General features: G+C 71.6%; 19 protein-coding genes, 2 pseudogenes and 1 riboswitch. Of the genes and pseudogenes, 8 read left to right on the top strand and 13 right to left on the bottom strand.

Going from position 1 to position 25,660, the window contains the following annotated elements; all coding sequences use genetic code 11:
• A pseudogene (locus RIM90_RS10810) lies at window positions 1–336 on the bottom strand (acyl-CoA synthetase); the annotation flags it as partial.
• Window positions 337–514: 178 nt separating this feature from the next.
• Here RIM90_RS10810 and RIM90_RS10805 point away from each other — a divergent pair.
• Window positions 515–796: an HPr family phosphocarrier protein gene (locus tag RIM90_RS10805; RefSeq protein ID WP_030342958.1), complete on the top strand. Its 282-nt coding sequence runs from the start codon at window positions 515–517 to the stop codon at window positions 794–796.
• 230 nt (window positions 797–1,026) lie between these two features.
• On the opposite strand, the gene RIM90_RS10800 is transcribed toward RIM90_RS10805, so the two are convergent.
• The 4 genes from RIM90_RS10800 to RIM90_RS10785 form a co-directional block, all read right to left on the bottom strand.
• Complete coding sequence (locus RIM90_RS10800; protein WP_309060403.1) at window positions 1,027–1,731, bottom strand: GntR family transcriptional regulator; 705 nt, start codon at window positions 1,729–1,731, stop codon at window positions 1,027–1,029.
• Window positions 1,732–1,944: 213 nt separating this feature from the next.
• Window positions 1,945–2,718, bottom strand: a complete 774-nt coding sequence (locus RIM90_RS10795) for a M23 family metallopeptidase (protein ID WP_309060402.1) — start codon at window positions 2,716–2,718, stop codon at window positions 1,945–1,947.
• A gap of 12 nt (window positions 2,719–2,730) precedes the next feature.
• Window positions 2,731–2,929, bottom strand: a riboswitch (cyclic di-AMP (ydaO/yuaA leader).
• 198 nt (window positions 2,930–3,127) lie between these two features.
• On the bottom strand, window positions 3,128–4,516 hold the full coding sequence (locus tag RIM90_RS10790) for a pitrilysin family protein (RefSeq protein WP_309060401.1): 1,389 nt from the start codon (window positions 4,514–4,516) through the stop codon (window positions 3,128–3,130).
• Window positions 4,513–5,886 carry a pitrilysin family protein gene (locus RIM90_RS10785; RefSeq protein WP_309060400.1) on the bottom strand — a complete coding sequence of 458 codons (1,374 nt, stop codon included), beginning with the start codon at window positions 5,884–5,886 and terminating at the stop codon, window positions 4,513–4,515. The genes RIM90_RS10790 and RIM90_RS10785 overlap by 4 nt, the downstream gene beginning before the upstream one ends.
• A gap of 647 nt (window positions 5,887–6,533) precedes the next feature.
• On the opposite strand from RIM90_RS10785, the gene RIM90_RS10780 reads away from it, so the two are divergent.
• Entirely contained in the window at window positions 6,534–8,990 is a 2,457-nt protein-coding gene (locus RIM90_RS10780; protein ID WP_309060399.1) for a DNA topoisomerase IV subunit A, read from the top strand.
• A 116-nt stretch (window positions 8,991–9,106) separates the two neighbouring features.
• On the opposite strand, the gene RIM90_RS10775 is transcribed toward RIM90_RS10780, so the two are convergent.
• Window positions 9,107–10,162: a GTP-binding protein gene (locus tag RIM90_RS10775; protein WP_309060398.1), complete on the bottom strand. Its 1,056-nt coding sequence runs from the start codon at window positions 10,160–10,162 to the stop codon at window positions 9,107–9,109.
• 123 nt (window positions 10,163–10,285) lie between these two features.
• On the opposite strand from RIM90_RS10775, the pseudogene RIM90_RS10770 reads away from it, so the two are divergent.
• Window positions 10,286–10,519: pseudogene (locus RIM90_RS10770) on the top strand (hypothetical protein); the annotation flags it as partial.
• 137 nt (window positions 10,520–10,656) lie between these two features.
• Here the strand turns inward: RIM90_RS10770 and RIM90_RS10765 are convergent.
• Window positions 10,657–11,814, bottom strand: coding sequence for a citrate synthase (locus RIM90_RS10765; RefSeq protein WP_309060397.1), 1,158 nt, complete (start codon window positions 11,812–11,814; stop codon window positions 10,657–10,659).
• A 110-nt stretch (window positions 11,815–11,924) separates the two neighbouring features.
• Here RIM90_RS10765 and RIM90_RS10760 point away from each other — a divergent pair, with 110 nt between their 5' ends.
• The 4 genes from RIM90_RS10760 to RIM90_RS10745 all read left to right on the top strand — a co-directional run bounded on the left by RIM90_RS10760 (window position 11,925) and on the right by RIM90_RS10745 (window position 16,597).
• Window positions 11,925–13,214: a citrate synthase gene (locus tag RIM90_RS10760; protein ID WP_309060396.1), complete on the top strand. Its 1,290-nt coding sequence runs from the start codon at window positions 11,925–11,927 to the stop codon at window positions 13,212–13,214.
• 24 nt (window positions 13,215–13,238) lie between these two features.
• A complete protein-coding gene (locus RIM90_RS10755) occupies window positions 13,239–14,177 on the top strand; it encodes a sucrase ferredoxin (protein ID WP_309060395.1) in 939 nt (312 codons plus the stop codon).
• A 69-nt stretch (window positions 14,178–14,246) separates the two neighbouring features.
• Window positions 14,247–15,917, top strand: coding sequence for a sensor histidine kinase (locus RIM90_RS10750; protein ID WP_309060394.1), 1,671 nt, complete (start codon window positions 14,247–14,249; stop codon window positions 15,915–15,917).
• Window positions 15,917–16,597: a response regulator gene (locus RIM90_RS10745; protein WP_309060393.1), complete on the top strand. Its 681-nt coding sequence runs from the start codon at window positions 15,917–15,919 to the stop codon at window positions 16,595–16,597. The genes RIM90_RS10750 and RIM90_RS10745 overlap by 1 nt, the downstream gene beginning before the upstream one ends.
• An 80-nt stretch (window positions 16,598–16,677) precedes the next feature.
• On the opposite strand, the gene RIM90_RS10740 is transcribed toward RIM90_RS10745, so the two are convergent.
• The 3 genes from RIM90_RS10740 to RIM90_RS10730 form a co-directional block, all read right to left on the bottom strand.
• Window positions 16,678–18,270 carry a cation acetate symporter gene (locus RIM90_RS10740; protein WP_309060392.1) on the bottom strand — a complete coding sequence of 531 codons (1,593 nt, stop codon included), beginning with the start codon at window positions 18,268–18,270 and terminating at the stop codon, window positions 16,678–16,680.
• Complete coding sequence (locus RIM90_RS10735) at window positions 18,267–18,722, bottom strand: DUF485 domain-containing protein (RefSeq protein WP_309060391.1); 456 nt, start codon at window positions 18,720–18,722, stop codon at window positions 18,267–18,269. Before RIM90_RS10735 ends, RIM90_RS10740 begins: the two co-directional genes overlap by 4 nt.
• Before the next feature lie 101 nt (window positions 18,723–18,823).
• Window positions 18,824–20,947, bottom strand: a complete 2,124-nt coding sequence (locus RIM90_RS10730; protein ID WP_309060390.1) for a DNA topoisomerase IV subunit B — start codon at window positions 20,945–20,947, stop codon at window positions 18,824–18,826.
• Between the two features lie 442 nt (window positions 20,948–21,389).
• Between RIM90_RS10730 and RIM90_RS10725 the strand changes: the two genes are divergently transcribed.
• Window positions 21,390–21,620, top strand: coding sequence for a hypothetical protein (locus RIM90_RS10725; protein WP_309060389.1), 231 nt, complete (start codon window positions 21,390–21,392; stop codon window positions 21,618–21,620).
• Between the two features lie 175 nt (window positions 21,621–21,795).
• Here RIM90_RS10725 and RIM90_RS10720 read toward each other — a convergent pair whose 3' ends face one another.
• The 3 genes from RIM90_RS10720 to RIM90_RS10710 form a co-directional block, all read right to left on the bottom strand.
• The gene (locus tag RIM90_RS10720) at window positions 21,796–22,617 is read right to left on the bottom strand and encodes a serine protease (RefSeq protein WP_309060388.1); all 822 of its coding nucleotides are present in this window, start codon (window positions 22,615–22,617) and stop codon (window positions 21,796–21,798) included.
• A 154-nt stretch (window positions 22,618–22,771) separates the two neighbouring features.
• Entirely contained in the window at window positions 22,772–24,301 is a 1,530-nt protein-coding gene (locus tag RIM90_RS10715; protein WP_309060387.1) for an RNA polymerase sigma factor, read from the bottom strand.
• A gap of 426 nt (window positions 24,302–24,727) precedes the next feature.
• Window positions 24,728–25,615, bottom strand: a complete 888-nt coding sequence (locus RIM90_RS10710) for an FCD domain-containing protein (protein WP_309060386.1) — start codon at window positions 25,613–25,615, stop codon at window positions 24,728–24,730.
• Window positions 25,616–25,660: the final 45 nt, after the last annotated feature.

The following is a 25,660-nucleotide window of genomic DNA, read 5'->3' as shown; positions in this document are numbered from 1 at the left end:
GGCGGGCGACGGGTGGGAGGACGCGGGCGTTCCGTCGGCGCCGATCCGGTCGTAGCGTACGGTGGCGATGAACTCGCCGCCCACGGTGGCCGCGAGTCCCACCCGGTCCACGAAGTCGTGGTGCGTGAAGCGGTGGACGTCCTTCGCGGACAGGCGCGGGTAGGGCGCGAAGAAGCGGTAGTACTTCGACTCGTCCGACACCTGCTCGTAGAAGCTGACCAGGCGCTCGGCGTCATCGACGGTGATGGGGCGGATGCGCGCGGTGCCGCCGTCGCGCAGCACCACGTCGGCCTCCCAGTGGGCGGGATACTCGTGCCGGTCCGACGAGGTCTGCATGGGCCCCAGAGTACGGCTCGCGCACGACAACGGCGCGAGGCAGTCTGTGGAGGGCGACGAGCCGGACCGAGGCCGCGGTCCGGAACCCGCCCGGGAGCGGGAGCAGGTGCGCTCCCGGCATGCTTCACGATGTGGGAAACTGGTCTAGACAACCCTGAAGACTGAAGGGCAGCAACACATGGCTGAGCGCCGCGTCAACGTCGGCTGGGCCGAGGGTCTCCACGCCCGCCCCGCCTCCATCTTCGTCCGAGCCGCCACGGCCACAGGCGTCCCGGTGACGATCGCCAAGGCCGGGGGCAACCCCGTCAACGCGGCCTCCATGCTGGCCGTTCTGGGTCTGGGCGCCCAGGGCGGTGAGGAGATCGTCCTCGCTTCCGACGCGGAGGGCGCGGACGCCGCCCTGGACCGTCTGGCGAAGCTGGTCTCCGAGGGTCTCGAGGAGCTCCCCGAGACCGTCTGAGCGAGTTCGCGACAGCGGTGGGGCCGCGTCGTCCGTTCCGGGCGACGCGGCTCCGGCGTTTTCGTGCCGGTCCCATCCCCCGTCCGGCGAACCGATTTCCGCGCCTGCTTTTGCGCGGGCACCCGAAAGGCGCGACCGCAAGAGGGCGGCCGTGAATTCTCCGCACACCCGGAAAAGGGCAGCGAAAAGAAGTCCCCGCCGTTTCTTTCTCTTTGTATACGGCCCTCGTGTTAATACCGCAGGCTCGGCATGTTTACGGGATGTTGCGAGTTCCTCACACGCTCCGCGCGGTCCGTCCGGTCGGCGCCGGGGACGGACCGCAGGCGGTGCGCGGCGGTCGCGCGCTCGGCGTGCTGCGCCGTGACGGCCCGCGCGCGCTCGCCGTCGCCGCGCGCCACGGCGTCCACGATCGCGCCGTGCTCCGCCCAGCACTCCACCGGGTCGAAGGGCCCCTCGACGGCGTACATCCAGGCGATCTTGTGCCGCAGCCGGATCAGCGTCGACGTCAGCACCGGGCTGCCGGAGGCCTGGGCGAGCGTCTCGTGGAACCATCCGCCCAGGGAGCGCAGGTCGTCGCTGTTGCCCCGGCGGGCGCGCTCCTGCCCCAGACGGACCAGACCGCGCAGCACCTTCAGGTGGGCCTCGGTGCGGCGCTGGGCCGCGCGGGAGGCGCCGAGCGGCTCGAGGAGCAGGCGCATCTCCAGCAGGTCGGCGGCCTCCTGCTCGGTGGGTTCCGCGACGCACGCGCCCGCGTGCCGCCGGGTCACCACGAACCCCTCGGCCTCCAGCGTGCGCAGGGCCTCCCGGACGGGGACGCGGGAGACGCCGTAACGGCGGGCGAGCACTTCCTCGGTGAGCCGGCTGCCCCGCTCGTGGATCCCCGCGACGATGTCGTCCCGGATCGCCGTGCACACCGAGTGCGCGGGAATACGCATGACCGACCTCCGGCTTAATCCCCGTGAAACGCCGACGATTGACGTGTGTTCCGTGACTCTATTGCAGTCGGCGGGAATTTCCGACGGCGGGCCGGAATCCATGCGTATTTTTTGGACAACCGGTCCCTTCCGACGCCGAAGGCCCCGGCTCGGAAGCCGGGGCCGGGAAGCGGCGGCGTGCGCCGTGCGGAAGGGTGCGAAGGCGGACGCGCGTCAGAGGTTCACGCCGTGCGCGCGGAGATAGGCGACGGGGTCCATGTCGGAGCCGTACTCGGCGGTGGTCCGGGCCTCGAAGTGCAGGTGCGCGCCCGTGACGTTGCCGGTGGCGCCGGACAGGCCGATCTGCTGCCCGGGAGTGACCTGCTGGCCCACCGAGACGCCGATGGACGACAGGTGACCGTACTGGGTGTACGTGCCGTCGTGCATCTTGATGACGACCTGGTTCCCGTACGCGCCGCCCCAGCCGGCCTCCACGACGGTGCCCATGCCGACCGACTGGACGGGGGTGCCGCTCGCGGCGTGGAAGTCGACGCCCGTGTGGCTGCCGGAGGACCAGACGGCGCCGCCGCTCTTGTAGCCGGTCGAGACGTACGAGCCGGGGATCGGGGAGACGAAGGTGTGGAGGCGCTTGCGCTCGGCCTCCCGCGCGGCGCGCTCCTTCTCGGCGCGGGCCTCCTCGGCCGCCTCGGCCGCCTTCTCGCGCGCGGCCTCCTCGGCCGCCTTCCGCGCGGCGGCCTCGGCGGCCTCCCGCGCGGCCTCGTGCTGGGCGGCCGCCTGGGCGTCGATCTTGGCGGCGACCGCGTCGCCCAGGGTGATGACGGGGGTGAGGCCGGTCTGCGCGGCGGCGGGTTCGGCGGCGAGCGCGGGGGCCGCGAAGGAACCGACGACGCCGGTGGTGGTGAGGGCCGCGACGCCCGCCGCACGGGCGGTGCCGCGCTCGATCCGGCTGGGACGACGATGCTTCCCGGTGGCGCGGGTGAACGCCATGTACAGACTGGTCCTTTCCTTCCCTCTCGCCTACCGGGTTAGCTGACGGGTTCGGAGCAGGAAGGTCTCCTACGGACCCCCTCGCGACACGCGCGGGCGTCCGATTCACCCCAGGGACTGCTGGGCCCCTCCAGCCGCGAAGGCGGCGGCAGGAGGGCGGGTCCCCGGCTCCCCTGGCTCGCGCCGTACGGGGACTCGGCGATGGCTGTCCGGTGCCGCGGATGCGGCGCACTGCCCGACGAACAGCCCGGAAGACGCTAAGCGGGGGATCTTCCCATTCCCAAACGGAACCCGGGTTTTGTAGCGCATCCCACAGGGCAGACAGGCAACCTCCACCCCAATTCGGGCATGAGCGGGCCCTGGTGACACATGAGTCACCAGGGCCCCGCGCGTGTGTCCCCCCGACCGCCTACTCGGCCGTCACCACGGTGACCTCACCGATCCCGAGAGCCTCCACGGGCGCCTTGATCTGCGCCGCGTCACCGACGAGGACGGTCACCAGGCGGTCCACCGGGAAGGCGTTGACGACCGCGGCGGTCGCCTCCACGGTGCCGGTCGCGGCGAGCTGCCGGTACAGCTGGGCCTGGTAGTCGTCGGGCAGGTGCTGCTCGACCTGGTCGGCCAGGGTGCTCGCGACGGCCGCGGCGGTCTCGTACTTGAGCGGCGCGACGCCCACCAGGTTCTGCACGGCGACGTCCCGCTCGGCGTCGGTGAGCCCCTCCGCGGCGAGCGTGCGCAGCACCGTCCACAGGTCCTGCAGGGCGGGGCCGGTGTTCGGGGTGTCGACGGAGCCGCTGATGGCCAGCATCGCCGCGCCCGTGCCGTCCGGGGCGGACCTGAGGACCTGTCCGAAGGCCCGGACGCCGTAGGTGTAGCCCTTCTCCTCGCGCAGGACGCGGTCCAGGCGGGAGGTGAGGGTGCCGCCGAGGCAGTACGTGCCGAGCACCTGCGCGGGCCACACGCGGTCGTGCCGGTCCGGGCCGATGCGGCCGATCAGCAACTGCGTCTGGACGGCGCCCGGACGGTCCACGATCACGACCCGGCCGGTGTCGTCGGCGACCACCGGCGGAACGGGCCGGGGCCGGGCCGGGGAGCCCGTCCAGGAGCCGAGCGTGTCGCCGAGCAGCGCGTCCAGGTCGACACCGGTGAGGTCGCCGACGACCACCGCGGTCGCCGTGGCGGGACGGACGTGCTTCTCGTAGAAGGCGCGCACGGCCGCGGAGTCGATGCCGGCGACCGTCTCCTCGGTGCCCTGGCGCGGACGCGACATGCGCGAACTCGCCGGGAACAGCTCCTTGGAGAGCTCCTTGGCGGCCCGGCGGGAGGGATTGGCCAGCTCGTGCGGGATCTCGTCGAGGCGGTTGCGGACCAGCCGCTCGACCTCGCTGTCGGCGAACGCGGGCGCCCGGAGGGCGTCGGCGATCAGCCCGAGCCCCTTGGCGAGCCGCGAGGCCGGGACCTCGAGGCTCAGACGGACACCGGGATGGTCGGCGTGCGCGTCCAGGGTGGCGCCGCAGCGCTCCAGTTCGGCGGCGAACTCCTCGGCGGAGTGCTTGTCGGTGCCCTCGGAGAAGGCCCGCGCCATGATCGTGGCGACACCGTCGAGTCCGGTCGGCTCGGCATCGAGGGGGGCGTCGAGGAGCACCTCGACGGCGACGACCCGCTGACCGGGGCGGTGGCAGCGCAGGACGGTCAGGCCGTTGCCGAGCGTGCCGCGCTCGGGGGCCGGGAAGGCCCAGGGCCTGGCCTCGCCCGGCTGCGGCTGGGGGTGGAAGTCCATCGTGGCGAGCTCGGTCACTTCGCCGCCTCCTCGTTCTCGTCGGTGCCGGCGACTGCGGCGGCTTCCTCTGCGTCCTGCGCTTCGGGGGCGAGGGGCTCGTAGACGAGCACCGCGCGGTTGTCGGGGCGCAGGCGGGTCTTGGCGACCTCCTGCACCTCCTCCGCCGTCACCTCGAGGACGCGCTGGACCGCGGTCAGGGCGAGCTGCGGGTCGCCGAACAGGACGGCGTACCGGCACAGTTCGTCGGCGCGGCCCGCGACCGTGCCGAGGCGGTCCAGCCACTCGCGCTCCAGCTGTGCCTGGGCGCGCTCCATCTCCTCGGCCGTGGGGCCCTCCTCGGCGAACCGGGCGAGCTCCTCGTCGATGGCCGTCTCGATCACCGGCACCTCCACGTCACCGGACGTCTTCACGTCCAGCCATCCGAGGGAGGGCGCCCCGGCCAGCCGCAGCAGGCCGAACCCGGCCGCCACGGCCGTACGGTCGCGCCGTACCAGCCGGTTGTACAGCCGCGAGGACTCGCCGCCGCCGAGGACGGTGAGCGCCAGGTCCGCCGCGTCGCACGCGCGCGTGCCGTCCTGCGGCAGCCGGTAGGCGGCCATCAGCGCCCGCGCGGGGACCTCCTCCTCGACGATCTCGCGCAGCTGCTCGCCGATGACGTCGGGCAGCGAGCCGTCGCGGGGCGCGGGCTTGCCGTCGTGGGACGGGATGGAGCCGAAGTACTTCTCGATCCAGGCGAGCGTCTGCTCCGGGTCGATGTCGCCGACGACGGAGAGCACGGCGTTGTTCGGCGCGTAGTACGTGCGGAAGAACTGGCGGGCGTCCTCCAGGGTGGCCGCGTCCAGGTCCGCCATCGACCCGATCGGCGTGTGGTGGTACGGGTGGCCCTCCGGGTAGGCGAGGGCGGTCAGCTTCTCGAAGGCCGTGCCGTAGGGCACGTTGTCGTAGCGCTGGCGGCGCTCGTTCTTGACCACGTCCCGCTGGTTCTCCATGGACTCCTCGTCCAGGGCGGCCAGCAGGGAGCCCATGCGGTCGGCCTCCAGCCAGAGGGCGAGTTCCAGCTGGTGGGCGGGCATGGTCTCGAAGTAGTTGGTGCGCTCGAAGCTGGTGGTGCCGTTGAGCGAACCGCCGGCGCCCTGCACCAGCTCGAAGTGACCGTTGCCCTTCACCTGGGCGGAACCCTGGAACATGAGGTGCTCGAAAAGGTGAGCCAGGCCGGTACGCCCCTTGACTTCGTGGCGTGAACCGACGTCGTACCACAGGCACACCGCGGCGACCGGGGTCAGGTGGTCCTCGGAGAGCACCACGCGCAGGCCGTTGGCCAGGCGGTGCTCGGTCGCTGTCAGGCCGCCGGAGCCTGCCTGGGCTGTGGCCGTGTGACCCATGGGCATGTACGTCCCTTCGATCGCGGAGGCGGTCGTCGAAACCGCCGTTTCTGCCGGTCCTGCCACTGTATGCAAGCGTGCGGACCGCCGGTGAAGTTCCCGGACGGGGCCGACTACGCCGAGAGCGAGAAGCTGTGAGGCCGGTGACGATGCCGGTGCGAGCCGTGGGGCGGACGAGACATCCGGGGCGCCACCGCCCGGGCGCGTCGCACACGCCGACGGGCACCGGACCGCACGGGCACGGACCACCGCACGACCGGGTCGCGCACCCCGGCCCCGGCACCCGGCCGATCTGCAGGCCCCGCCCCGACGCACGGCAGACCCACAAGGCCCCGCCCCCGCGCACGGCGGGCCGCGAGGCCGCCCCGCGCGGGGCGGCCCACCGGTGGCCTTCGGCCCGGTTCGTGCCGCAACGGCCGTCGGCGCGCGCCGGTGGCGCGGCCGACGTCCGCGCCACCGGCCCCGCCTCGCCGCCCGGCCCGCCGGAGCCCCCGCTCGCGGCGTCCGCGGCACGTGCGCGTACCCTGCTCGCGCCGCCACACCCCGCCCGCGCCGGACGGCCGGAGCCGGGTCCTGGTCCCGCTTGTCAGTGCGACGGTCCACAATGGTCCGCGTCAGATCCCGTCACACGCTTCAGCAAGGAGCCGGCAGCGATGGCCCGCCGCAGCACGAAGACCCCGCCGCCCGACGACTCGTACGAGGAGAAGATCCTCGACATCGACGTCGTCGACGAGATGCAGGGCTCCTTCCTCGAGTACGCGTACTCGGTCATCTACTCCCGCGCCCTGCCGGACGCGCGCGACGGCCTCAAGCCGGTGCACCGCCGCATCGTCTACCAGATGAACGAGATGGGTCTGCGGCCCGAGCGCGGCTACGTGAAGTGCGCCCGCGTCGTCGGCGAGGTCATGGGCAAGCTGCACCCCCATGGCGACGCCTCGATCTACGACGCCCTGGTGCGCATGGCCCAGCCGTTCTCGATGCGCGTGCCCCTGGTCGACGGCCACGGGAACTTCGGCTCGCTGGGCAACGACGACCCGCCCGCCGCCATGCGGTACACCGAGTGCCGGATGGCCGAGGCCACGAGCCTGATGACCGAGTCCATCGACGAGAACACGGTCGACTTCGCTCCCAACTACGACGGCCAGGAGCAGGAACCGGTCGCGCTGCCCGCCGCCTTCCCGAACCTCCTGGTGAACGGCGCGTCGGGCATCGCCGTCGGCATGGCCACCAACATGCCGCCGCACAACCTGCGCGAGGTCATCGCGGCCGCGCGTCATCTGATCAGGTACCCGAACGCCGATCTCGACGCCCTGATGAAGCACGTCCCGGGCCCCGACCTGCCCACCGGCGGCCGGATCGTCGGCCTGTCCGGCATCCGGGACGCGTACCGGACGGGCCGCGGCACCTTCAAGATCCGCGCGACGGTCACCGTGGAGAACGTGACGGCGCGCCGCAAGGGCCTGGTCGTCACCGAGCTGCCCTTCACGGTCGGCCCGGAGAAGGTGATCGCCAAGATCAAGGACCTGGTCGGGTCGAAGAAGCTCCAGGGCATCGCCGACGTCAAGGACCTCACCGACCGCGAGCACGGCCTGCGGCTCGTCATCGAGATCAAGAACGGCTTCGTGCCGGAGGCGGTCCTGGAGCAGCTGTACAAGCTGACGCCGATGGAGGAGTCCTTCGGCATCAACAACGTGGCGCTGGTGGACGGCCAGCCGCTCACCCTGGGCCTCAAGGAACTGCTGGAGGTCTACCTCGACCACCGCTTCGACGTCGTACGCCGGCGTTCGGAGTTCCGCCGCAGCAAGAAGCGCGACCGCCTGCACCTGGTCGAGGGCCTGCTCACGGCACTGGTGGACATCGACGAGGTCATCCGCCTCATCCGCTCCAGCGAGAACTCCGCGCAGGCCAAGCAGCGCCTGATGGAGCGCTTCTCCCTCAGTGACGTCCAGACCCAGTACATCCTGGACACGCCGCTGCGCCGTCTGACCAAGTACGACCGCATCGAGCTGGAGGCGGAGCGGGACCGGCTGACCGCGGAGATCGCGGAGCTGACCCGGATCCTGGAGTCGGACGCGGAGCTGCGCAAGCTGGTCTCCGGCGAACTGGCCGCGGTGGCCAAGAAGTTCGGCAATGACCGCCGTACGCTCCTGCTGGAGTCGGCCGGGACCCCGGCGGCCGCCGTACCGCTGCAGGTGGCGGACGACCCGTGCCGCGTGCTGCTGTCCTCCACGGGCCTGCTGGCCCGTACGGTGAACGACGAGCCGTTCGCGCAGGACGGCGCCGCCAAGCGGGTCAAGCACGACGTGATCGTCTCGGCGGTGCCGGCCACGGCCCGCGGTGAGGTGGGCGTGGTCACCTCGGCCGGCCGCCTGCTCCGGCTGAACGTCGTCGACCTCCCCCTGCTCCCGGAGACGATGCCGACGCCGAACCTCTCGGGCGGGGCGCCCCTGGCCGAGTTCATCTCCCTGGAGGACGACGAGCAGGTCGTGTGCCTGACGACGCTCGACGAGTCGTCGCCGGGCCTGGCGCTCGGCACCGAACAGGGTGTCGTCAAGCGCGTGGTGCCCGACTACCCCTCCAACAAGGAGGAGCTGGAGGTCATCACGCTCAAGGAGGGCGACCGGATCGTCGGCGCGGTCGAGCTGCGTACGGGCGAGGAGGACCTGGTCTTCATCACCGACGACGCGCAGCTGCTGCGCTACCCGGCCGGGCAGGTCCGTCCGCAGGGCCGGCCCGCCGGCGGTATGACGGGCATCAAGCTCGCGGAGGGCGCGAAGGTCATCACCTTCACGGCGGTCGATCCGGCGGCGGACGCGGTCGTGTTCACGGTCGCGGGCTCGCGCGGCACGCTGGACGACTCCGTCCAGACGACGGCGAAGCTGACCCCGTTCGACCAGTTCCCGCGCAAGGGCCGGGCCACCGGCGGCGTGCGCTGCCAGCGGTTCCTGAAGGGCGAGGACTGTCTGGCCCTGGCCTGGGCGGGCCCGACTCCGGCCCGTGCCGCCCAGAAGAACGGCACGCCGGTGAGCCTGCCGGAGCCCGACCCGCGCCGCGACGGCTCGGGCGTGTCGCTGCCGAAGACGGTGTCGGTGGTGGCGGGCCCCGTCTGACCGGACCCGCGGTCACCGCCCGCGGCCCGGTGGGCGGCGACCGCGCGCCGCCCACCGGTGGAGCCCGTGGCTTCCCGCCGGCACGGGAGTCGAACGTCCGGTCCGGCGCGGGGACGTCACCGGTCCGCTGGATCACCGGCCTCTTGCACGTAGCGCAGGACGCCCCACATGCCGTGCTCGTCGGCGTGCGGGGTGCCGTCGCTCCTGCACTCCTCCAGCTCCTTGCGGAGGGCGGTGACGTCGATGTCCGCCCCGATGAGGACGAGCTGCGTGAGCCGCTCCTCGCCTGCCGCCCAGGCCTCGGGGTAGAACCGCAGGAACCGCCCCACGGCGTGCACGGCGTACCGGTTGCGGGTGTCGTGCGGCCCGAAGTCGACGTACCCCTTGATCCGGTACAGCCCTTCGGGGCGGCTGTCCAGGAACTGCATCAACCGCCGTGGATCCAGCGGATGCGCGGAGACGAAGGAGAGGCTGTCGTACGCGGCGTGCAGATGCCCGGCGTGCTCCTCCTCCCCGCGGTCACGGCGGGGCAGATCGTCGAACGACAGCTGCCCGATGCGCTCCTCGCTCGGCCTGCAGTCGAAGAGGAGCTCGGGGTCGACACGGCCGTGCGTGGCGGGGACGACGGCCGCACGGTCCACGAGCGACCGGACCAGCGCCGGCACGCGCGAGGCGTCCGTGACCCGGTCCAGCTTGTTCACGACGACGAGGTCGGCGAGGCCGAGGTGCCGGTCGATCTCCGGGTGCCTGGCCCGGGTGTCGTCGAACTCGGCGGCGTCCACGACCTCGACGAGCCCGCCGTACACGATCCCGGGGTGCTCACTGGCGAGCACCATCCGCACGAGTTCCTGCGGCTCGGCGAGACCGCTCGCCTCGATGACGATGACGTCGACGCCGGCGGACGGCCGGGCCAGCCGCTCGAGGTACACGTCCAGCTCGCTGCCGTCGACGGCACAGCACAGGCATCCGTTCCCGAGCGAGACCGTCGAGTCCCCGAGCGCGCCGGCCACGGCCATGGCGTCGATCTCGATGGCACCGAAGTCGTTGACGATGGCACCGATGCGGCTTCCACCGCTGTGGTGGAGGAGGTGGTTGAGCACGGTGGTCTTCCCGGAGCCGAGGAATCCGGCCAGGACGACCACCGGAATCTGCCGACCGCTGCTCCGCTCCACCGCACGACCTCTTTCACACCCACGCGTACACCGGCTCGCGCCCCGGCACACGGACGAGAACCGACCGACGCCCCAGGATACGAGCGACGAGAACGACCGCGAAGTGAACGATTGCTAACGGACTTGAAGATCGTGCGTCGAGTCGGCGCCTCACCCCGGGAGCGCGGCAGCGCCACCGGGCAGACATGCCCCGACCTCTTCGAGCCGAGCGACGGAAACTTCGCTGTCATCGGTACCGAGGCCACAGCCGTTCTTGGCAGCGAGCTCCCTCCGGACGCCGCACGCGCCGATGACGAACGCATCGTCGTCATCAGCCGGGAAACCCTGCTGCGCGCCAGGGCGGACATCCCCGAAGCACGACCTTCCCGAAGTATGAACCCCCTCTCCCAGGGCCCGTCGCCGCTCCGCCGCGCGCAGGGCCCGGTGGACGCGGGGCGCCCGGCCCGGCGGCCGCGGGTCCGCCGGTGGGCACATCGCGGCGGCACCGGTCGACCTCACCGGGGCAACGGGCGAGGGGACTCCCCCACGTACCGGGCCACCGGCCTGATGATCTTGGAGTCCTCCGCCTGCTCCAGGATGTTGGCACTCCACCCCACCACCCGCGCCGCCGCGAACGTGGGAGTGAACATCTCGCGCGGCAGACCGCAGAGTTCCATGACGACGCCCGCGTAGAACTCCACGTTGGTGTGGAGCTCCCGCCCCGGCTTCAGTTCCGCCAGGATCGCCTCCACGCGCCGTTCGACCTCCACGGCGAAGTCGACCCGGGGGCCGCCGAACCGCTGCGCCACCTCGCGCAGCATCCGCGAGCGGGGATCCTCCGTGCGGTAGACCGCGTGCCCGAAGCCCATGATCCGCTCCCCCGCGAGGACGTGCTCACGGATCCAGGCATCGATGCGCTCCGGCGTCCCGATCGCGTCCAGGGTGTCCAGTGCCCGGCTCGGCGCGCCTCCGTGCAACGGCCCCGACAGCGCCGCCACCGCCCCGGCGAGGCATGCCGCCACATCCGCGCCCGTCGAGGCGATGACCCGGGCCGTGAAGGTTGACGCGTTGAAGCCGTGGTCAATGGTGGAGATCAAGTACTGCTCGATCGCCCGCACCCGGTCCGCGTCCGGCTCCGAACCCGTCAGCATGTAGAGGTAGTTGGCCGCGTACGACAGATCCTCACGCGGCTCCACCGGCTCCAGCCCCCTCCCCAGCCGGTGCAGCGCGGTGAGCAGCGTCGGCACCGCGGCGGCCGCCTCGATCGTGTCCCGTCGGCGCCGGTCGGCGTCGACGTCGTACACCGGCCGGAACCCCTTCGCCGCGCCGAGCAACGACAGCGCCGTCCGCATCCCGGCGAGCGGACCCGAGCGCCCGCCCGCCGCCGCGATGGCGGGCAGTGCCGCCCGCACCTGTTCGGGCAGCCTCCTGAGCGCGGCGGTCTCGGCGGCGAAGGCCGCGCCGCGCTCCGCGTCGGGCAGGTCGCCGTGCACCAGCAGATGCCACACGTCCTCGAAGCCGCGGGTCTTTGCGAGGTCGACGGCCGAGTACTGCCGGTAGTGATAGAAGCCTTCGGCGCCACGGACGTCGCCGACCCGGGTGTCGGTGACGACGACACCCGCCAGACCCCGTGGCACGTCCACGCGTGCGGCCACAGCCCCTTGAACGGACATGGGTTACCTCCTCGGAAACTTGATTCGACTCTCCATGCTTGATTGATGGCTGTCAATCTTGATTGAATCAATACTCAGTTCAGTCGAGACAGGACGGATACCGTGATCCCATGCGCGATCAAGACCCCTCCCCCGTCGACACGGACCGGCGCCTGAGCACCAAGGAGACCGCCGAGCTGCTCGGCGTGAAACCGGAGACCGTGTACGCCTACGTGAGCCGCGGCCTGCTCAGCAGCCGACGGGCAGCGGGCGGGCGGGGCAGCACCTTCGACGCCGAGGAGGTGGAGGCGCTCGCGCGGCGCAACAGACGGGAGAGCAGCGGCGGCGCGGGCGGCCCCGGTGGCGAGCTGTCCGTACGGACCCGCCTCACCCTGATCGACACCGACCGGTACTACTTCCGGGGCGTCGACGCCGTCGAACTCGCCGGCCGGCACACCTACGAGGAGGTCGCCGAGTGGCTGTGGACGGGCCGGCTCCGTCCCGGGGCCTCCTTCACCGCACCCGAGGCCTCGGTCGCCGTGGCGCGTCGCGCCGCGGCGGCGCTGCCCGAACACACCACCCCCACCGACCGCCTGCGGGTCGCCGCGATCGCCGCCGCGACCGCCGACCCGCTGCGCTTCGACCTGTCCGAGGACGCCGTGCTCGGCACGGCCCGCACGCTCATCCCGACCCTCGTCGCCGCCCTCCCGCCGGTGCGGCTCGACCACCGCGACACCGGTCCGCTGGCCCACCGCCTCTGGGCGCGGCTGACCGGCCGGCAGGCCGACGAGGCGCATCTGCGCGTCCTGGACACGGCCCTCGCCCTTCTCGTCGACCACGACCTGGCGGCTTCCACGCTCGCCGTCCGGGTCGCCGCGTCGGCCCGCGCGCACGCCTACGCGGCCGTCTCGGCGGGGCTCGGGGTGCTCGAGGGCCCGCTGCACGGCGCGGCCAGCGGGCTCGCGCACAAGCTGCTGCTCGAGGTGCTCGACCAGGGCAGCGCGGCACCGGTGATCGCCGACGAGCTGCGGGCCGGCCGCCGCATCCCGGGGCTCGGCCACCGTCTCTATGCCGGTGAGGACCCCCGCGCGCGTGCCCTGTTCTCCCTCCTGGAGGAGATCCCGCACGCCGCGCCCGCCCTCGCCGCGGCCCGCGACATCGTGGCCACCACCGCCCGCCACACCCCTCTGCACGCCAACGTCGACCTGGCCCTGGCCGTCCTGACCGCCTCGTGCGGAATGCCGGCCACCGCGGGAGAGACGATCTTCGCCGTCGCCCGTACGGCGGGATGGATCGCGCACGCCCTCGAGGAGTACGGCGAGCGCCCCCTGCGCATGCGTCCCAGTGGGCAGTACGTGGGACCGAAGCCGCCCCGGCCGCTGCCGGAGCAGGACACGAGCGGGGTGAGAAGTCAGCCGTGAGCAAGTCAGGTTAGGCTCACCTCTGTGAGTACGTGCTCAACCGTCTCCCGCGAGCTCGACGAGCCGGTCGCGGGAACCGCGGCCACCGCGAGGACCTGGCTGCTGCTGGAGCAGCCCGGCCCGTGGGGTGCCAAGGCGCTCACGTCGAGCCACCTCGATCCCGCGCTGGGCCGCGCCCTGGAGGCGGCCGCGAAGGGCACCGGGGTGCGCATCGCGCTCATACGCCGTCCGGGACGTCACGCGGACTGCCGCGTACCCACCGCGCGCCGGGTGTACGTGGGCCACACCGTTCCGGGACACGCATGGCTGCACGCCGCCACGACCACGGACCCCGAACGGCTGCTCGGCCTCGACTTCGCCGCACTCGGCAGGGGCGAGCCCGCCACCTTCGACACGGCGCTCGGCGGACGGCCCCACGAAGGCGCCCCCCTCGCCCTCGTCTGCACCAACGGCAAGCGCGACCGCTGCTGTGCCCTCCTCGGGCGGCCCCTGGCCGCCGAACTCGCCGCCTCCGGGGTCGAGGGCGTCTGGGAGGTCACTCATCTGGGCGGTCACCGCTTCTCCCCCACGGTGCTCGTCCTGCCGTACGGCTACGCGTACGGCAGGGCCGGTGCACATGCCGTCGAGGAGGTGCTGCGCGGCGCCCAGGAGGGCCGGATCGTGGTCGAGGGGTGCCGCGGGAGCTCCGCCTGGGAGCGCCCCGGCCAGGCGGCCGAGCTGGCCGTGCGCGGCGCGGTCGGCGAGTACGCCGCACAGTCCCTGAGCGTCGTGCGGACGGACGGCGCGGCCGGGCGCTGGGAGGTGACCGTCGCCCACGCGGACGGGCGCCGGTGGCTGGTCGAGGTCGCCCAGGGCGCGTCCCTTCCGCCCCGCCCGGAGAGCTGCGGGTCGGTGCTGGGCTCGCCCGCGCGGATGGACGTGGTGGCGGTCCGCGAGGTGACCATGACGGCGCTGGCGAGCTGACCTCCCCGCGCACGAGATCCACGCCACACCTCTACGGCACCCCGCACCCGCCCACGTACCGTCATGGGTATGAGCCCCACTCCCCCCGCACGCCGCCTGCGCCTCGGCCTGCCGCGGCGGGTGTTCTCGCAGGTCCTGCTGATGCAGCTGGCGATCGCCGCGGGAGTCGCGGTGCTCGCCACCGGGCTGTTCCTGGCGCCGCTCGGCGACCAGCTGGACGACCAGGCGATGCGGCGGGCTCTTGCGATCGCGCAGACCACCGCCCAGCAGCCGCAGATCGCCCACGACCTGCGGAGCACGGCACCGTCGCCGGACGGACCGGTGCAGCAGGAGGCGGAACGGATCCGGAAGGCCACCGGGGCCGAGTACGTCGTGGTGCTGGACCGGCGGGGGGTGCGCTGGTCGCACACCGACCCCCGGCGGATCGGCGGCCTGGTCTCCACCGATCCGGGCGAGGCCCTGGCCGGGCGCGAGGTCATGGAGATCGACGACGGCACCCTGGGCCGCTCCGCGCGCGGCAAGGTACCGCTGCGCGACGACGACGGCGAGATCGTCGGGGCGGTGTCGGTCGGTATCTCCTACGACAGCGTCCGGGCCCGGCTGATCCACGCCATCCCGGGGCTTTTCGCGTACGCGGGCGGCGCCCTGGCCGTCGGCGCGCTCGCGGCCTGGCTCATCTCCCGGCGAGTGCAGCGGCAGACCCGCGACCTGGCCTTCTCGGACATCTCGGCGCTGCTCGCGGAGCGCGAGGCCATGCTGCACGGCATCCGGGAGGGCGTCGTCGCCCTCGACCGCGACGGTCGCATCCGCCTCCTGAACGACGAGGCGCAGCGCCTGCTGGGGATCGGCGAGAAGGCCGTGGGCCGGTCCCCCGATCAGGCGCTCGGCGAGGGGCGTACGGCCGATGTGCTGGCCGGCCGGGTCACCGGCACCGACCTGCTCACCGTCCGGGGGCAGCGCGTCCTGGTCGCCAACCGCATGCCGACCGACGACGGCGGCGCCGTCGCGACCCTGCGCGATCGCACCGAGCTGGACCGGCTGGGCCGGGAACTGGACTCCACCCGCGGCCTGATCGACGCACTGCGCGCCCAGGACCACGAGCACGCCAACCGCATGCACACGCTGCTGGGGCTGCTCGAACTGGAGATGTACGACGACGCCGTGGAGTTCGTCGGCGAGGTCGTCGGCGAGCACCGGGCCACGGCGGAACAGGTCACCGAGAAGGTCCGGGACCCCCTGCTGGCCGCCCTGCTGGTGGGCAAGGCCACGGTCGCGGCCGAGCGCTCGGTCGCCCTGCGGGTCTCGGACCGGACGCGGCTGCCGGACCGGCTGATCGACCCCCGGGGGCTCGTCACCGTCGTCGGCAACCTGGTGGACAACGCCCTCGACGCCGTCGCGGGCACGCCGCACGCGCGCGTGGAGGTCGAACTGCGCGCGGAAGGACGTACGGCGGTGCTGGTGGTGCGGGACACCGGGCCCGGAATTCCGCGGGAGCACCGCGAGTTGATCTTCACCGAGGGCTGGTCGACCAAGGAGCCTCCGGCACACCGCGAGCGAGGCATCGGGCTGCCCCTGGTGCGCAGGCTCGCGGAGCGGCAGGGGGGCAGCGCGACCGTGGGAGAGGCCCGCGGCGGGGGCGCGGAGTTCACCGTCGTCCTGCCCGAGGCACTGACCGAGCCGGACGCGGAACCCGCTCTCACCGGGGCTTCCGCTCCGCGGACCGCCACGGAGGAGGCGTGATGATCGAGGTCCTGGTCGTGGACGACGACGTCCGGGTCGCGCGGGTCAACGCCGCCTACGTCGAGAAGGTGCCCGGCTTCCACGTCGCAGGAGAGGCGCACAGCGCGGCCGAGGCGCTCGCCGGCCTGGAGACGCCGCCCCGGCCGGACCTTGTTCTCATGGACCACTATCTGCCCGACGGGACGGGGCTCGAGGTCGTCCAGGAGATGCGCCGGCGCGGCCACCAGACCGATGTGATCATGGTGACGGCCGCACGTGACGTGTCCACCGTGCAGGCGGCGATGCGCCACGGTGCCCTGCAGTACCTGGTCAAGCCGTTCGCCTTCGCCGGCCTGCGCGCCAAGCTGGAGGCGTACGCGGACCTGCGCCGCACCCTCGACGGGGGCGGCGAGGCGGAGCAGGCGGAAGTGGACCGCATCTTCGGTGCCTTGTCGGCGCCGGCCGACCCCCAGCTGCCCAAGGGGCACTCGCCCACCACCGCGGAGCTGGTGCGGCAGTCCCTGATGAACGCCGACGGCCCGCTGTCGGCCCAGGAGATCGCCGAACGCACCGGGGTGAGCCGCCAGACCGCCCAGCGCTATCTGAAGCTCCTGGAGCGCACGGGACGGGCCACGCTGACCCTCAAGTACGGTGACGCGGGCCGCCCGGAGCACCGTTACGTGTGGGCGACCCGCGCCTGAGGACACGGCCCGGGGGGTGGGGGAAGGAACCGTGCCCTCCCTCCGTACGGATACCGGCGCCATCTGTCTCCGCCGGTGTCCTACACGGCCCCCGCGCCGGTCAGCGAACGGACCTCGGTCTCCGCGTGCCTGGCCTCGTCGGGGACCTCGGCCGAGGTGACGGTGCCGATCCAGCCCGCGAGGAAGCCCAGCGGGATGGAGACCAGGCCCGGGTTCTGCAGCGGGAAGAGCTGGAAGTCGGCGCCGGGGAAGAGGGCCCCGGGGCTGCCGGACACCACGGGGGACAGCAGCACCAGCACCACGGCCGGGACCAGACCTCCGTAGACGGCCCACACGGCACCGCGTGTGGTGAAACCGCGCCAGAACAGGGAGTAGAGCAGCACGGGCAGGTTGGCCGACGCGGCGACGGCGAAGGCGAGGCCCACGAGGAACGCGACGTTGAGGTCGCGGGCCAGCAGGCCGAGGGCGATCGCGACCACGCCGATGCCGACGGCGGCGAGGCGGGCCACGGCCACCTCGCTGCGCGGTTCACCGCGCCGGCGCCGCAGGGAGGCGTACAGGTCGTGGGCGACGGACGCCGAGGAAGCGAGCGTGATCCCGGCGACCACGGCGAGGATGGTGGCGAAGGCGACCGCGGCGACGATCGCGAACAGAACCGTTCCGCCCGTGGAGCCGGCACCGCCGCCCAGCTCGAGCGCCAGCAGGGGCACCGCCGTGTTCCCGGACGCGTTCGAGCCGCGCACGGCCTCCGGTCCGAGGAGGGCGGCGGCACCGAATCCGAGCACGATCGTCATCAGGTAGAACCCGCCGATGAGCCCGATCGCCCAGACCACCGAGCGCCGTGCCGCCCGCGCCGTGGGGACGGTGTAGAAGCGGGACAGGATGTGCGGCAGCCCGGCCGTGCCGAGGACCAGCGCGAGTCCCAGGCTGATGAAGTCGAACCGCGCGGTCCAGTCCCCGCCGTAGGCGAGCCCGGGCGCCAGGAACGCCTCTCCGTGACCGCTGCGCTCGGCCGCGGTGAGCAGCAGCCGGTTGAAGTCGCCGTGGAACCGCAGCAGGACCAGGACGGTCAGCGCGACGGTGCCGCCGAGCAGCAGGACCGCCTTGACGATCTGGATCCACGTGGTGGCCCGCATGCCTCCCAGTGAGACGTAGACGACCATGAGCGCGCCGACCCCGATGACGGTCCAGGCCTGCGCCGCCTCGCCGGTGCCGCCGAGCAGCAGCGCGACGAGGCTGCCCGCGCCCACCATCTGCGCCACCAGGTAGAGAACGGAGACCGTGACCGACGAGGTTCCCGCCGCGATGCGCACCGGACGCTCCCGCATGCGCGCCGCGACCACGTCGGCGAGTGTGAACCGGCCGCAGTTGCGCACCAGCTCGGCGACCAGGAACAGGACGACCAGCCAGGCCACCAGGAAGCCCACCGAGTAGAGCATCCCGTCGTAGCCGACGAGCGCGATGAGTCCGGAGATGCCGAGGAAGGAGGCGGCCGACATGTAGTCGCCCGCGATGGCAAAACCATTCTCCATCGGCGAGAAGAGCCGGCCGCCCGCGTAGAACTCCTCCGGCGAGCCGTGCCGGTGGCGGCTCACCCATGTCGTGATGCCCAGCGTGACCGCGACGAACGCGCTGAACAGCAGCAGGGCCAGCATCTGATGGTCGGCCGTCATGCCGCGCCGTCCCTCCCCCGCGCCAGCTCCTGGGTGTCCCAGCGCAGTTCCAGCGCCGCCCGGTCCCTGCGCAGCCGTGCATGCCGCACATAGGCCCAGGTGAGCAGGAAGGTGGTCAGGAACTGCCCGAGCCCCGCCAGCATCCCCACGTTCACGGCGCCCGCCACGGGCCGTGCCATCCATTCCGGTACGGTCGTGGCCGTCACGACGTACGCCACGTACCAGGTGAGGAAGAGCGCGACCGCCGGGACCACGAACCTCCGGTACCGGCTGCGCACCTCCCGGAAGGCCTCGCTGCGCTGTACTTCGAGGTAGACGTCGGCGGCTGCCACGGCACTCTCCTCGCGCCGCGCCGGCGGCACCCCCGCGTCGGCCGACTCGCCCCAGCCCGAAGCCAGGGCGTCGTACCAGGGATCGTCGTACCTCACGTCCCCCGAGTTGCTTTGCTGCATGCCCAAGGATGGGCAGAACGGGAAGATCTCTGATTCTTCTTCCCGTTCCGCTTCACCCCATCAGGTGAATCGGCCCGCCGTGAGCGCGCCCGGCGCAACCGCTACGCGTCGATGCGGGACCGGTCCAGGGTCGCCGCGGAGCTGGAGATGAACTCCTTGCGGGGGGCGACGTCGTTGCCCATGAGCAGGTCGAAGACCTGCTCGGCGGCCTCCAGGTCGGTGAGGTTGATCCGGCGCAGGGTGCGGTGACGCGGGTCCATGGTCGTCTCGGCCAGCTGGTCGGCGTCCATCTCGCCGAGGCCCTTGTACCGCTGGATCGAGTCCTTGTACCGGATGCCCTTGGTCTGGAACTCCATGAGCGTGTCGCGCAGCTCCCGGTCCGAGTACGTGTAGACGTACTTCTCCTGGCCCTTCTTGGGCTGGATGAGCTCGACGCGGTGCAGCGGCGGCACCGCGGCGAACACCCGGCCCGCCTCGACCATGGGCCGCATGTAGCGGTGGAACAGGGTCAGCAGCAGGGTGCGGATGTGGGAACCGTCCACATCGGCGTCGGTCATCATGATGATCTTGCCGTAGCGGGCCGCGTCGATGTCGAAGGTCCGCCCCGACCCCGCTCCTATGACCTGGATGATCGCACCGCACTCGGCGTTCTTCAGCATGTCCGTCACGGACGACTTCTGAACGTTGAGGATCTTGCCGCGGATCGGCAGCAGCGCCTGGAACTCGGAGTTCCGGGCGAGCTTCGCCGTACCGAGCGCGGAGTCGCCCTCGACGATGAACAGCTCGCTGCGGTCGACGTCGTCGCTGCGGCAGTCGGCCAGCTTGGCGGGCAGCGAGGAGGTCTCCAGAGCCGTCTTGCGGCGCTGCGCGTCCTTGTGCTGACGTGCTGCGATGCGGGTCCGGGCCGCAGCGACGGCCTTCTCCATGACGACGCGCGCCTGCTGGGCGGCGTCCCGCTTGGTGGAGGTCAGGAAGGCCTTGAGCTCGCGGGAGACGACGGTGTTCACGATGCGGCGGGCCGCCGAGGTGCCGAGGACCTCCTTGGTCTGGCCCTCGAACTGCGGCTCGGCCAGGCGGACCGTGACCACCGCCGTGAGGCCCTCCAGGGCGTCGTCCTTGACGATGTCGTCCTCGGCCACGCGCAGCAGCTTCTTCGCGCGCAGCACCTCGTTCATCGTCTTGGCGACGGCCTGCTCGAAGCCGGCGACGTGGGTGCCGCCCTTGGGGGTGGCGATGATGTTGACGAACGACCTGACCGTCGTGTCGTAGCCGGTCCCCCAGCGGAGCGCGACATCGACACCGAGTTCACGGGTGACCTCGGTGGGCGTCATCTGGCCGTGCTCGTCGAGGACGGGGACGGTCTCCTTGAAGGTGCCCTGTCCGGTGAAACGGAGGGTGTCGCAGACGGGCTTGTCGGTGGCCAGGAACTCGCAGAACTCGCTGATGCCGCCGTCGAAGCGGAACGACTCCTCGCCCTTGCTGCCGCCCTCGCCGAGCCCGTACTCGTCACGGACGACGATGGTCAGGCCGGGCACCAGGAACGCGGTCTGGCGGGCACGCTGGTGCAGCGTCTCCAGGGAGAGCTTGGCGTCCTTGAGGAAGATCTGGCGGTCGGCCCAGTAGCGCACGCGCGTGCCGCTGCGGGTCTTCGGGATCTTCTTGGTCTTGCGCAGCCCGCTCCTGGCCTCGAACTTCGCGTCCGGGCTCATGGCGGCGAAGGCGCCGGGGACACCGCGCCGGAAGCTGATCGCGTGGGTGTGCCCGCCGCGGTCCACCTCGACGTCGAGCCGTGCGGACAGGGCGTTGACGACGGACGCGCCGACGCCGTGCAGACCGCCGGAGGCGGCGTACGAGCCGCCGCCGAACTTGCCGCCCGCGTGCAGCTTGGTCATGACGACCTCGACACCGGAGAGGCCGGTCTTGGGTTCGACGTCGACCGGGATGCCGCGGCCGTTGTCCCGGACCTCCACCGAGCCGTCGTCGTGGAGGACCACCTCGATGTGGTCGCAGTGGCCCCCGAGAGCCTCGTCCACGGAGTTGTCGATGATCTCCCAGAGGCAGTGCATCAGACCGCGACTGTCGGTCGATCCGATGTACATACCGGGGCGCTTCCGCACGGCCTCGAGCCCCTCGAGGACGAGCAGGTGCCGCGCGGTGTAGTTGGAACCGTCCCGGTCTGCTCCTGCCAGCAGCGCTGTGGACGGCACGGACGTCTCGGCGGTCACGCGGTTCGCTCCTCGCTGAATTTCAGATGGGGCCCTTGTGGGTAAGGGCGCGGCTTCAGTCACCGATGAGAGGGTACCGAGGCCTGGTAGAGCCGTTGAAACGCCACCCTCGTCGGAGCTCACCCTAGTCGAGAGTCGTATGCTTGTTCGATCCCTCGATGGAGTGAAGCACACATCACGTTCCCTTCCAGGCATGAACCATTTAGGCTCCGGGCACGTCCTCATGAACAACCGGCAACCCAGCCGGGAGGGCGGACCACCCATACGAACGCGAATCCGTACGACACATCAGACACGCACTACGGCACATTCGCCGCCAACCGGCAACGACCAGCCACCTCGGAAAGATTTTTTCGAAAGAGAAGCCACGAGCGGGAACGTTTTGGGGCTGGTTGGATGTTGACCCTGGTACGACAGCTCGTCGAGCTAGAGAAGAGGCGACGTGACTACTGTTCTGACCCCCGCGAGCCCGCTGACGGCCGCCGATCGCTGCGACCGCTGCGGCGCCCAGGCATACCTGCGCGTCGTCCTGCTGAGCGGCGGAGAACTGCTCTTCTGCGCCCACCACGGCCGCAAGTTCGAGCCGGAACTCAAGAAGATCGCCGCTGAGATACAGGACGAGACGGAGCGGCTGACCGCCCCTCCAGCGGCCGCTTCCGACGAAGAGCGCTGACAGAGCGCCGACACTCGCGTCCGACGACGAGCCAGCCCGGCACAGGCCGGCGAACGGGCGGCTGCCTCCCGGAAAGAGGGGAGGCAGCCGCCCGTCTCGCGCTGAGGAGCCCGCCGGGACCGCCTCGGACCCGGCGGACCGGGCGTCCTGTGCGGCCCTCTCGGCGGGCCCGCGCCTACCCGAGCGCCCGCACGATGTCGGACACCCGCGTGTACACCCCGGGGCTGCCCACCCAGCCGCAGCCCGCACCCCAGGACACGAGGCCTATCAGCCGCCCCTGGGCCACCAGCGGCCCGCCGCTGTCCCCCTGGCAGGCGTCCCTGCCCCCTGCCGCTTCCCCCGCGCACAGCATCGTCTCGGCGCGGTACGTCCCTTGGGGACCGCCCGGATAAGCCCTCTCGCACAGCGTGTCGGGCTGCACACGCACGCGTGCCGCGTGCAGGCTGCCCGCGTAGGCACCGGAGCCCGTGGTGTCCCCCCACCCGTAGACGGTGGCCCGCGTACCCGCCCGGTACGCGGGGTCGCCCGCCCCGGCCATGGCGATGACCGAGCTCGAGGGGAGCGGCTCGGCCAGGGTGAGCACGGCGAAGTCGCCGGAGTTGGTGGCACCGTCGTAATCCGGGTTCACCCAGGTGTCGCGCACGGCGATCTCCTGGCCACGGTCCGAGAGCAGGTCCGTGCGTCCCGTGATGACCCTGAGATCGGGCACCCGGTCCGGCGATGTCCCCAGCACCTCCTCGCCCATGCAATGGGCCGCCGTGAGCACGGTGGTCCGGCCGACCGCCACACCTCCGCAGAACTGCCCGGCTCTCGTACCCCCGAACCGGTCACGGCTGGACAGCGCCACGGTCCACGGACTTTCCACCACCTCGACCGGGAAGCCGCCGACGACGATGCTGTCGGCGGCCGCCGGGGCGGCCGAGGCCATCGGTATGACGGCCGTGGCGGCCGCGACGGCCAGAGGCCGGGCCCGGGCCCGGACAAGACGACGACGCATGAACACTCCTCACACTGGGGTGATCGTGGGACACCCAGAGTGATTCACCCCGCCGCGGCCCGCACCCGCGCGCAGCGCGAAGGCCCGGTTCCCGAGAGGGGAACCGGGCCTTTCGTGGCTGCGTCGTACGCCCGCGCGTCGTTGCGAACGAGACCTAGTCGAGGTAGTCGCGCAGCACCTGGGAACGCGACGGGTGGCGCAGCTTCGACATGGTCTTGGACTCGATCTGGCGGATGCGCTCACGCGTGACGCCGTACACCTTGCCGATCTCGTCGAGGGTCTTCGGCTGACCGTCGGTGAGACCGAAACGCATGGAGACGACGCCCGCCTCGCGCTCGGACAGGGTGTCGAGGACGGAGTGCAGCTGCTCCTGCAGGAGCGTGAAGCTGACCGCGTCGGCCGGGACGACCGCCTCGGAGTCCTCGATGAGGTCACCGAACTCGCTGTCGCCGTCCTCACCCAGCGGGGTGTGCAGCGAGATGGGCTCGCGGCCGTACTTCTGGACCTCGATGACCTTCTCCGGGGTCATGTCGAGCTCCTTGGCCAGCTCCTCCGGGGTGGGCTCGCGGCCCAGGTCCTGGAGCATCTGGCGCTGCACGCGCGCGAGCTTGTTGATGACCTCGACCATGTGCACCGGGATACGGATGGTGCGGGCCTGGTCGGCCATCGCGCGGGTGATCGCCTGACGGATCCACCAGGTGGCGTACGTGGAGAACTTGTAGCCCTTGGTGTAGTCGAACTTCTCGACCGCGCGGATCAGACCGAGGTTGCCCTCCTGGATGAGGTCCAGGAAGAGCATGCCGCGGCCGGTGTAGCGCTTGGCCAGGGAGACCACCAGACGGAGGTTGGCCTCCAGGAGGTGGTTCTTGGCGCGGCGCCCGTCCTCGGCGATGATCTCCAGCTCGCGCTTGAGCTTCGGCGCCAGCTTGTCGGAGTTCGCCAGCTTGTCCTCGGCGAACAGACCCGCCTCGATGCGCTTGGCGAGCTCGACCTCCTGCTCGGCGTTGAGCAGGGGGACCTTGCCGATCTGCTTGAGGTAGTCCTTGACCGGGTCGGCGGTGGCGCCGGCGGCGGCGACCTGCTGGGCGGGCGCGTCGTCCTCGTCCTCGTCGGAGAGCACGAAACCGGCGCTCTCGGCGCCCTCGGGCTCCTCCGCGACCTTGGCGTCCTCGAGGACCTCCTCGTCGACCAGCTCGACGTCGTCCTTCTTGGCGGTGGTCTTCTTCGCCGTCGCCTTCTTGGCCGTGGCCTTCTTCGCCGTCGCCTTCTTGGCGGTGGTCTTCTTGGCAGCCGCCTTCTTGGCGGGTGCCTCCTCCTCGACGGCGGGGTCGGCGGCGGGCACCGCGGGCGTGGCCGTGGCGGTGGTCTTCCGGGTGGTCGCCGCCTTGGCCGCGACCGTCTTGGTGGCGGTGCGCTTGGCGGGACTCTTCGCTGCGACGCTCTTGCGGGTGCGCTTGGGTTCTGCGGCACTGACCATCAGCGTCACACCCTCTTCCTCGAGGATCTGATTGAGGCTGCGCAGTACGTTCTTCCACTGAGTGGCCGGAATCTGGTCAGCTTCGAAGGCCCGACGCACGTCATCGCCGGCGATCTGCCCCTCAGCCTTTCCCCGCTCAATGAGCGCCATGACAGAGACGGACTCGGCGATCTCCGGCGGGAGCGTACGGGATGTGCTGGCCGACACGAACAACCTCTCGGAACGTTGGAAAACGGCTTCCGGCCCCGTCCACAGTGGACAGGAGCCGACCGCCGGCTTGGGGATGGGCCGACGGCGCGGGCGGGGGCCGGGAGATGCACAGCGCCTTCGACGGCGTCCGTATTCCCTCCTCGGCTGTCACCTCTTAGGTCATCGCGTTCTTCCCAGGAGCGTTACGCCCAATCCGCGTGGCCCGAGTCACACCCCGTAAGCATTCAGAAGCCGTCAAACAAGGGCAAAAACTTTCATTCAGGAGTGAGGGCGGTACCTCTTCGGGCCTCGCACCCCCTACTCGCCGTCGGACCCCGCGGGATCCTCGATGATCCCGCGGGGTCCGACGGGGGACGGCTCATCGGTGGGGCACCGCCACAGGAGGGGGATGGCATGCCGGACCGCGCCGTCCGCGGAACGCGGTCAGTGCTCGCGCGGGGCGGGCACCACGCGTTCCACCTCGGGATGGATCGTGAGGAGCTGGCGCATGGCCGCCTCGGCCGCCGCGCCGTCGCCGCCGGCGAGGGCGTCGACGATCCTGCCGTGGTGCGCCAGCGACGCCTCGTTGGGCCGCTCACAGCCCGTGACCGGGCCGCCCGAGACCTGTAGCGCGGCGGACACGATCCCGGAGAGGTGCTCCAGCATGCGGTTGCCGGCGATCTGGATGAGCAGCGAATGGAACTCGGAGTCGGCACGGGCGAACGTGAGCGCGTCCCCCTGCCCCATCGCGTGGCCCATGATCTCCACCATGTCGGACAGGCGCTGCTGGACGTCCTCGCGCCCGTGGCCGGCCGCCAGGCGGGCGGCGAGCGGCTCGATCGTCCAGCGCAGCTCGCTGAGCTCACGTCGCTGGTCGTCACGCTGTGGCCCGAAGGCCCGCCACTCGATGATGTCCGGATCGAGCAGATTCCAGTCACTGACGGGGCGCACGCGCGTGCCGACGTTCGGGCGCGCGCTGACCAGGCCCTTGGCCTCCAGGACGCGGAGCGACTCGCGGACGACGGTGCGGGAGACCTCGAAGCGCTGGCCGATCTCCTCGGGCACCAGCGGGCGGTCGGCGCCCAGATCGCCGGAAACGATCATCTGACCCAATTGCTGGACGAGTTGGCCGTGCAGCCCGCGTCCGCGGCTGCCCGCGGCACGCCGGTTCACGCGGCTCAGCTCCGGATCCGCTCCGTCCCAGACAGGGGCCCCGACGCGGTCGGCGGCGGGCGCCTCGCCATAGGGATAGCGGTCGAGTTCGCCCGGGCTCGCGAGGCCGGAGTCTGCGGAGCGGGCGGCGGTCATCATGGTGTGCGCAAGGGTACTCACGCATCCTTTGTCGGCGCCGCTCCCAACTCCCTTGAGGTCTTTGGT

Origin of the sequence: Streptomyces sp. (assembly GCF_031181555.1) — a bacterium.
GTDB classification, from domain to species: Bacteria; Actinomycetota; Actinomycetes; order Streptomycetales; family Streptomycetaceae; genus Streptomyces; species Streptomyces fimbriatus.
This window is presented reverse-complemented; position numbering and strand designations above follow the sequence as displayed.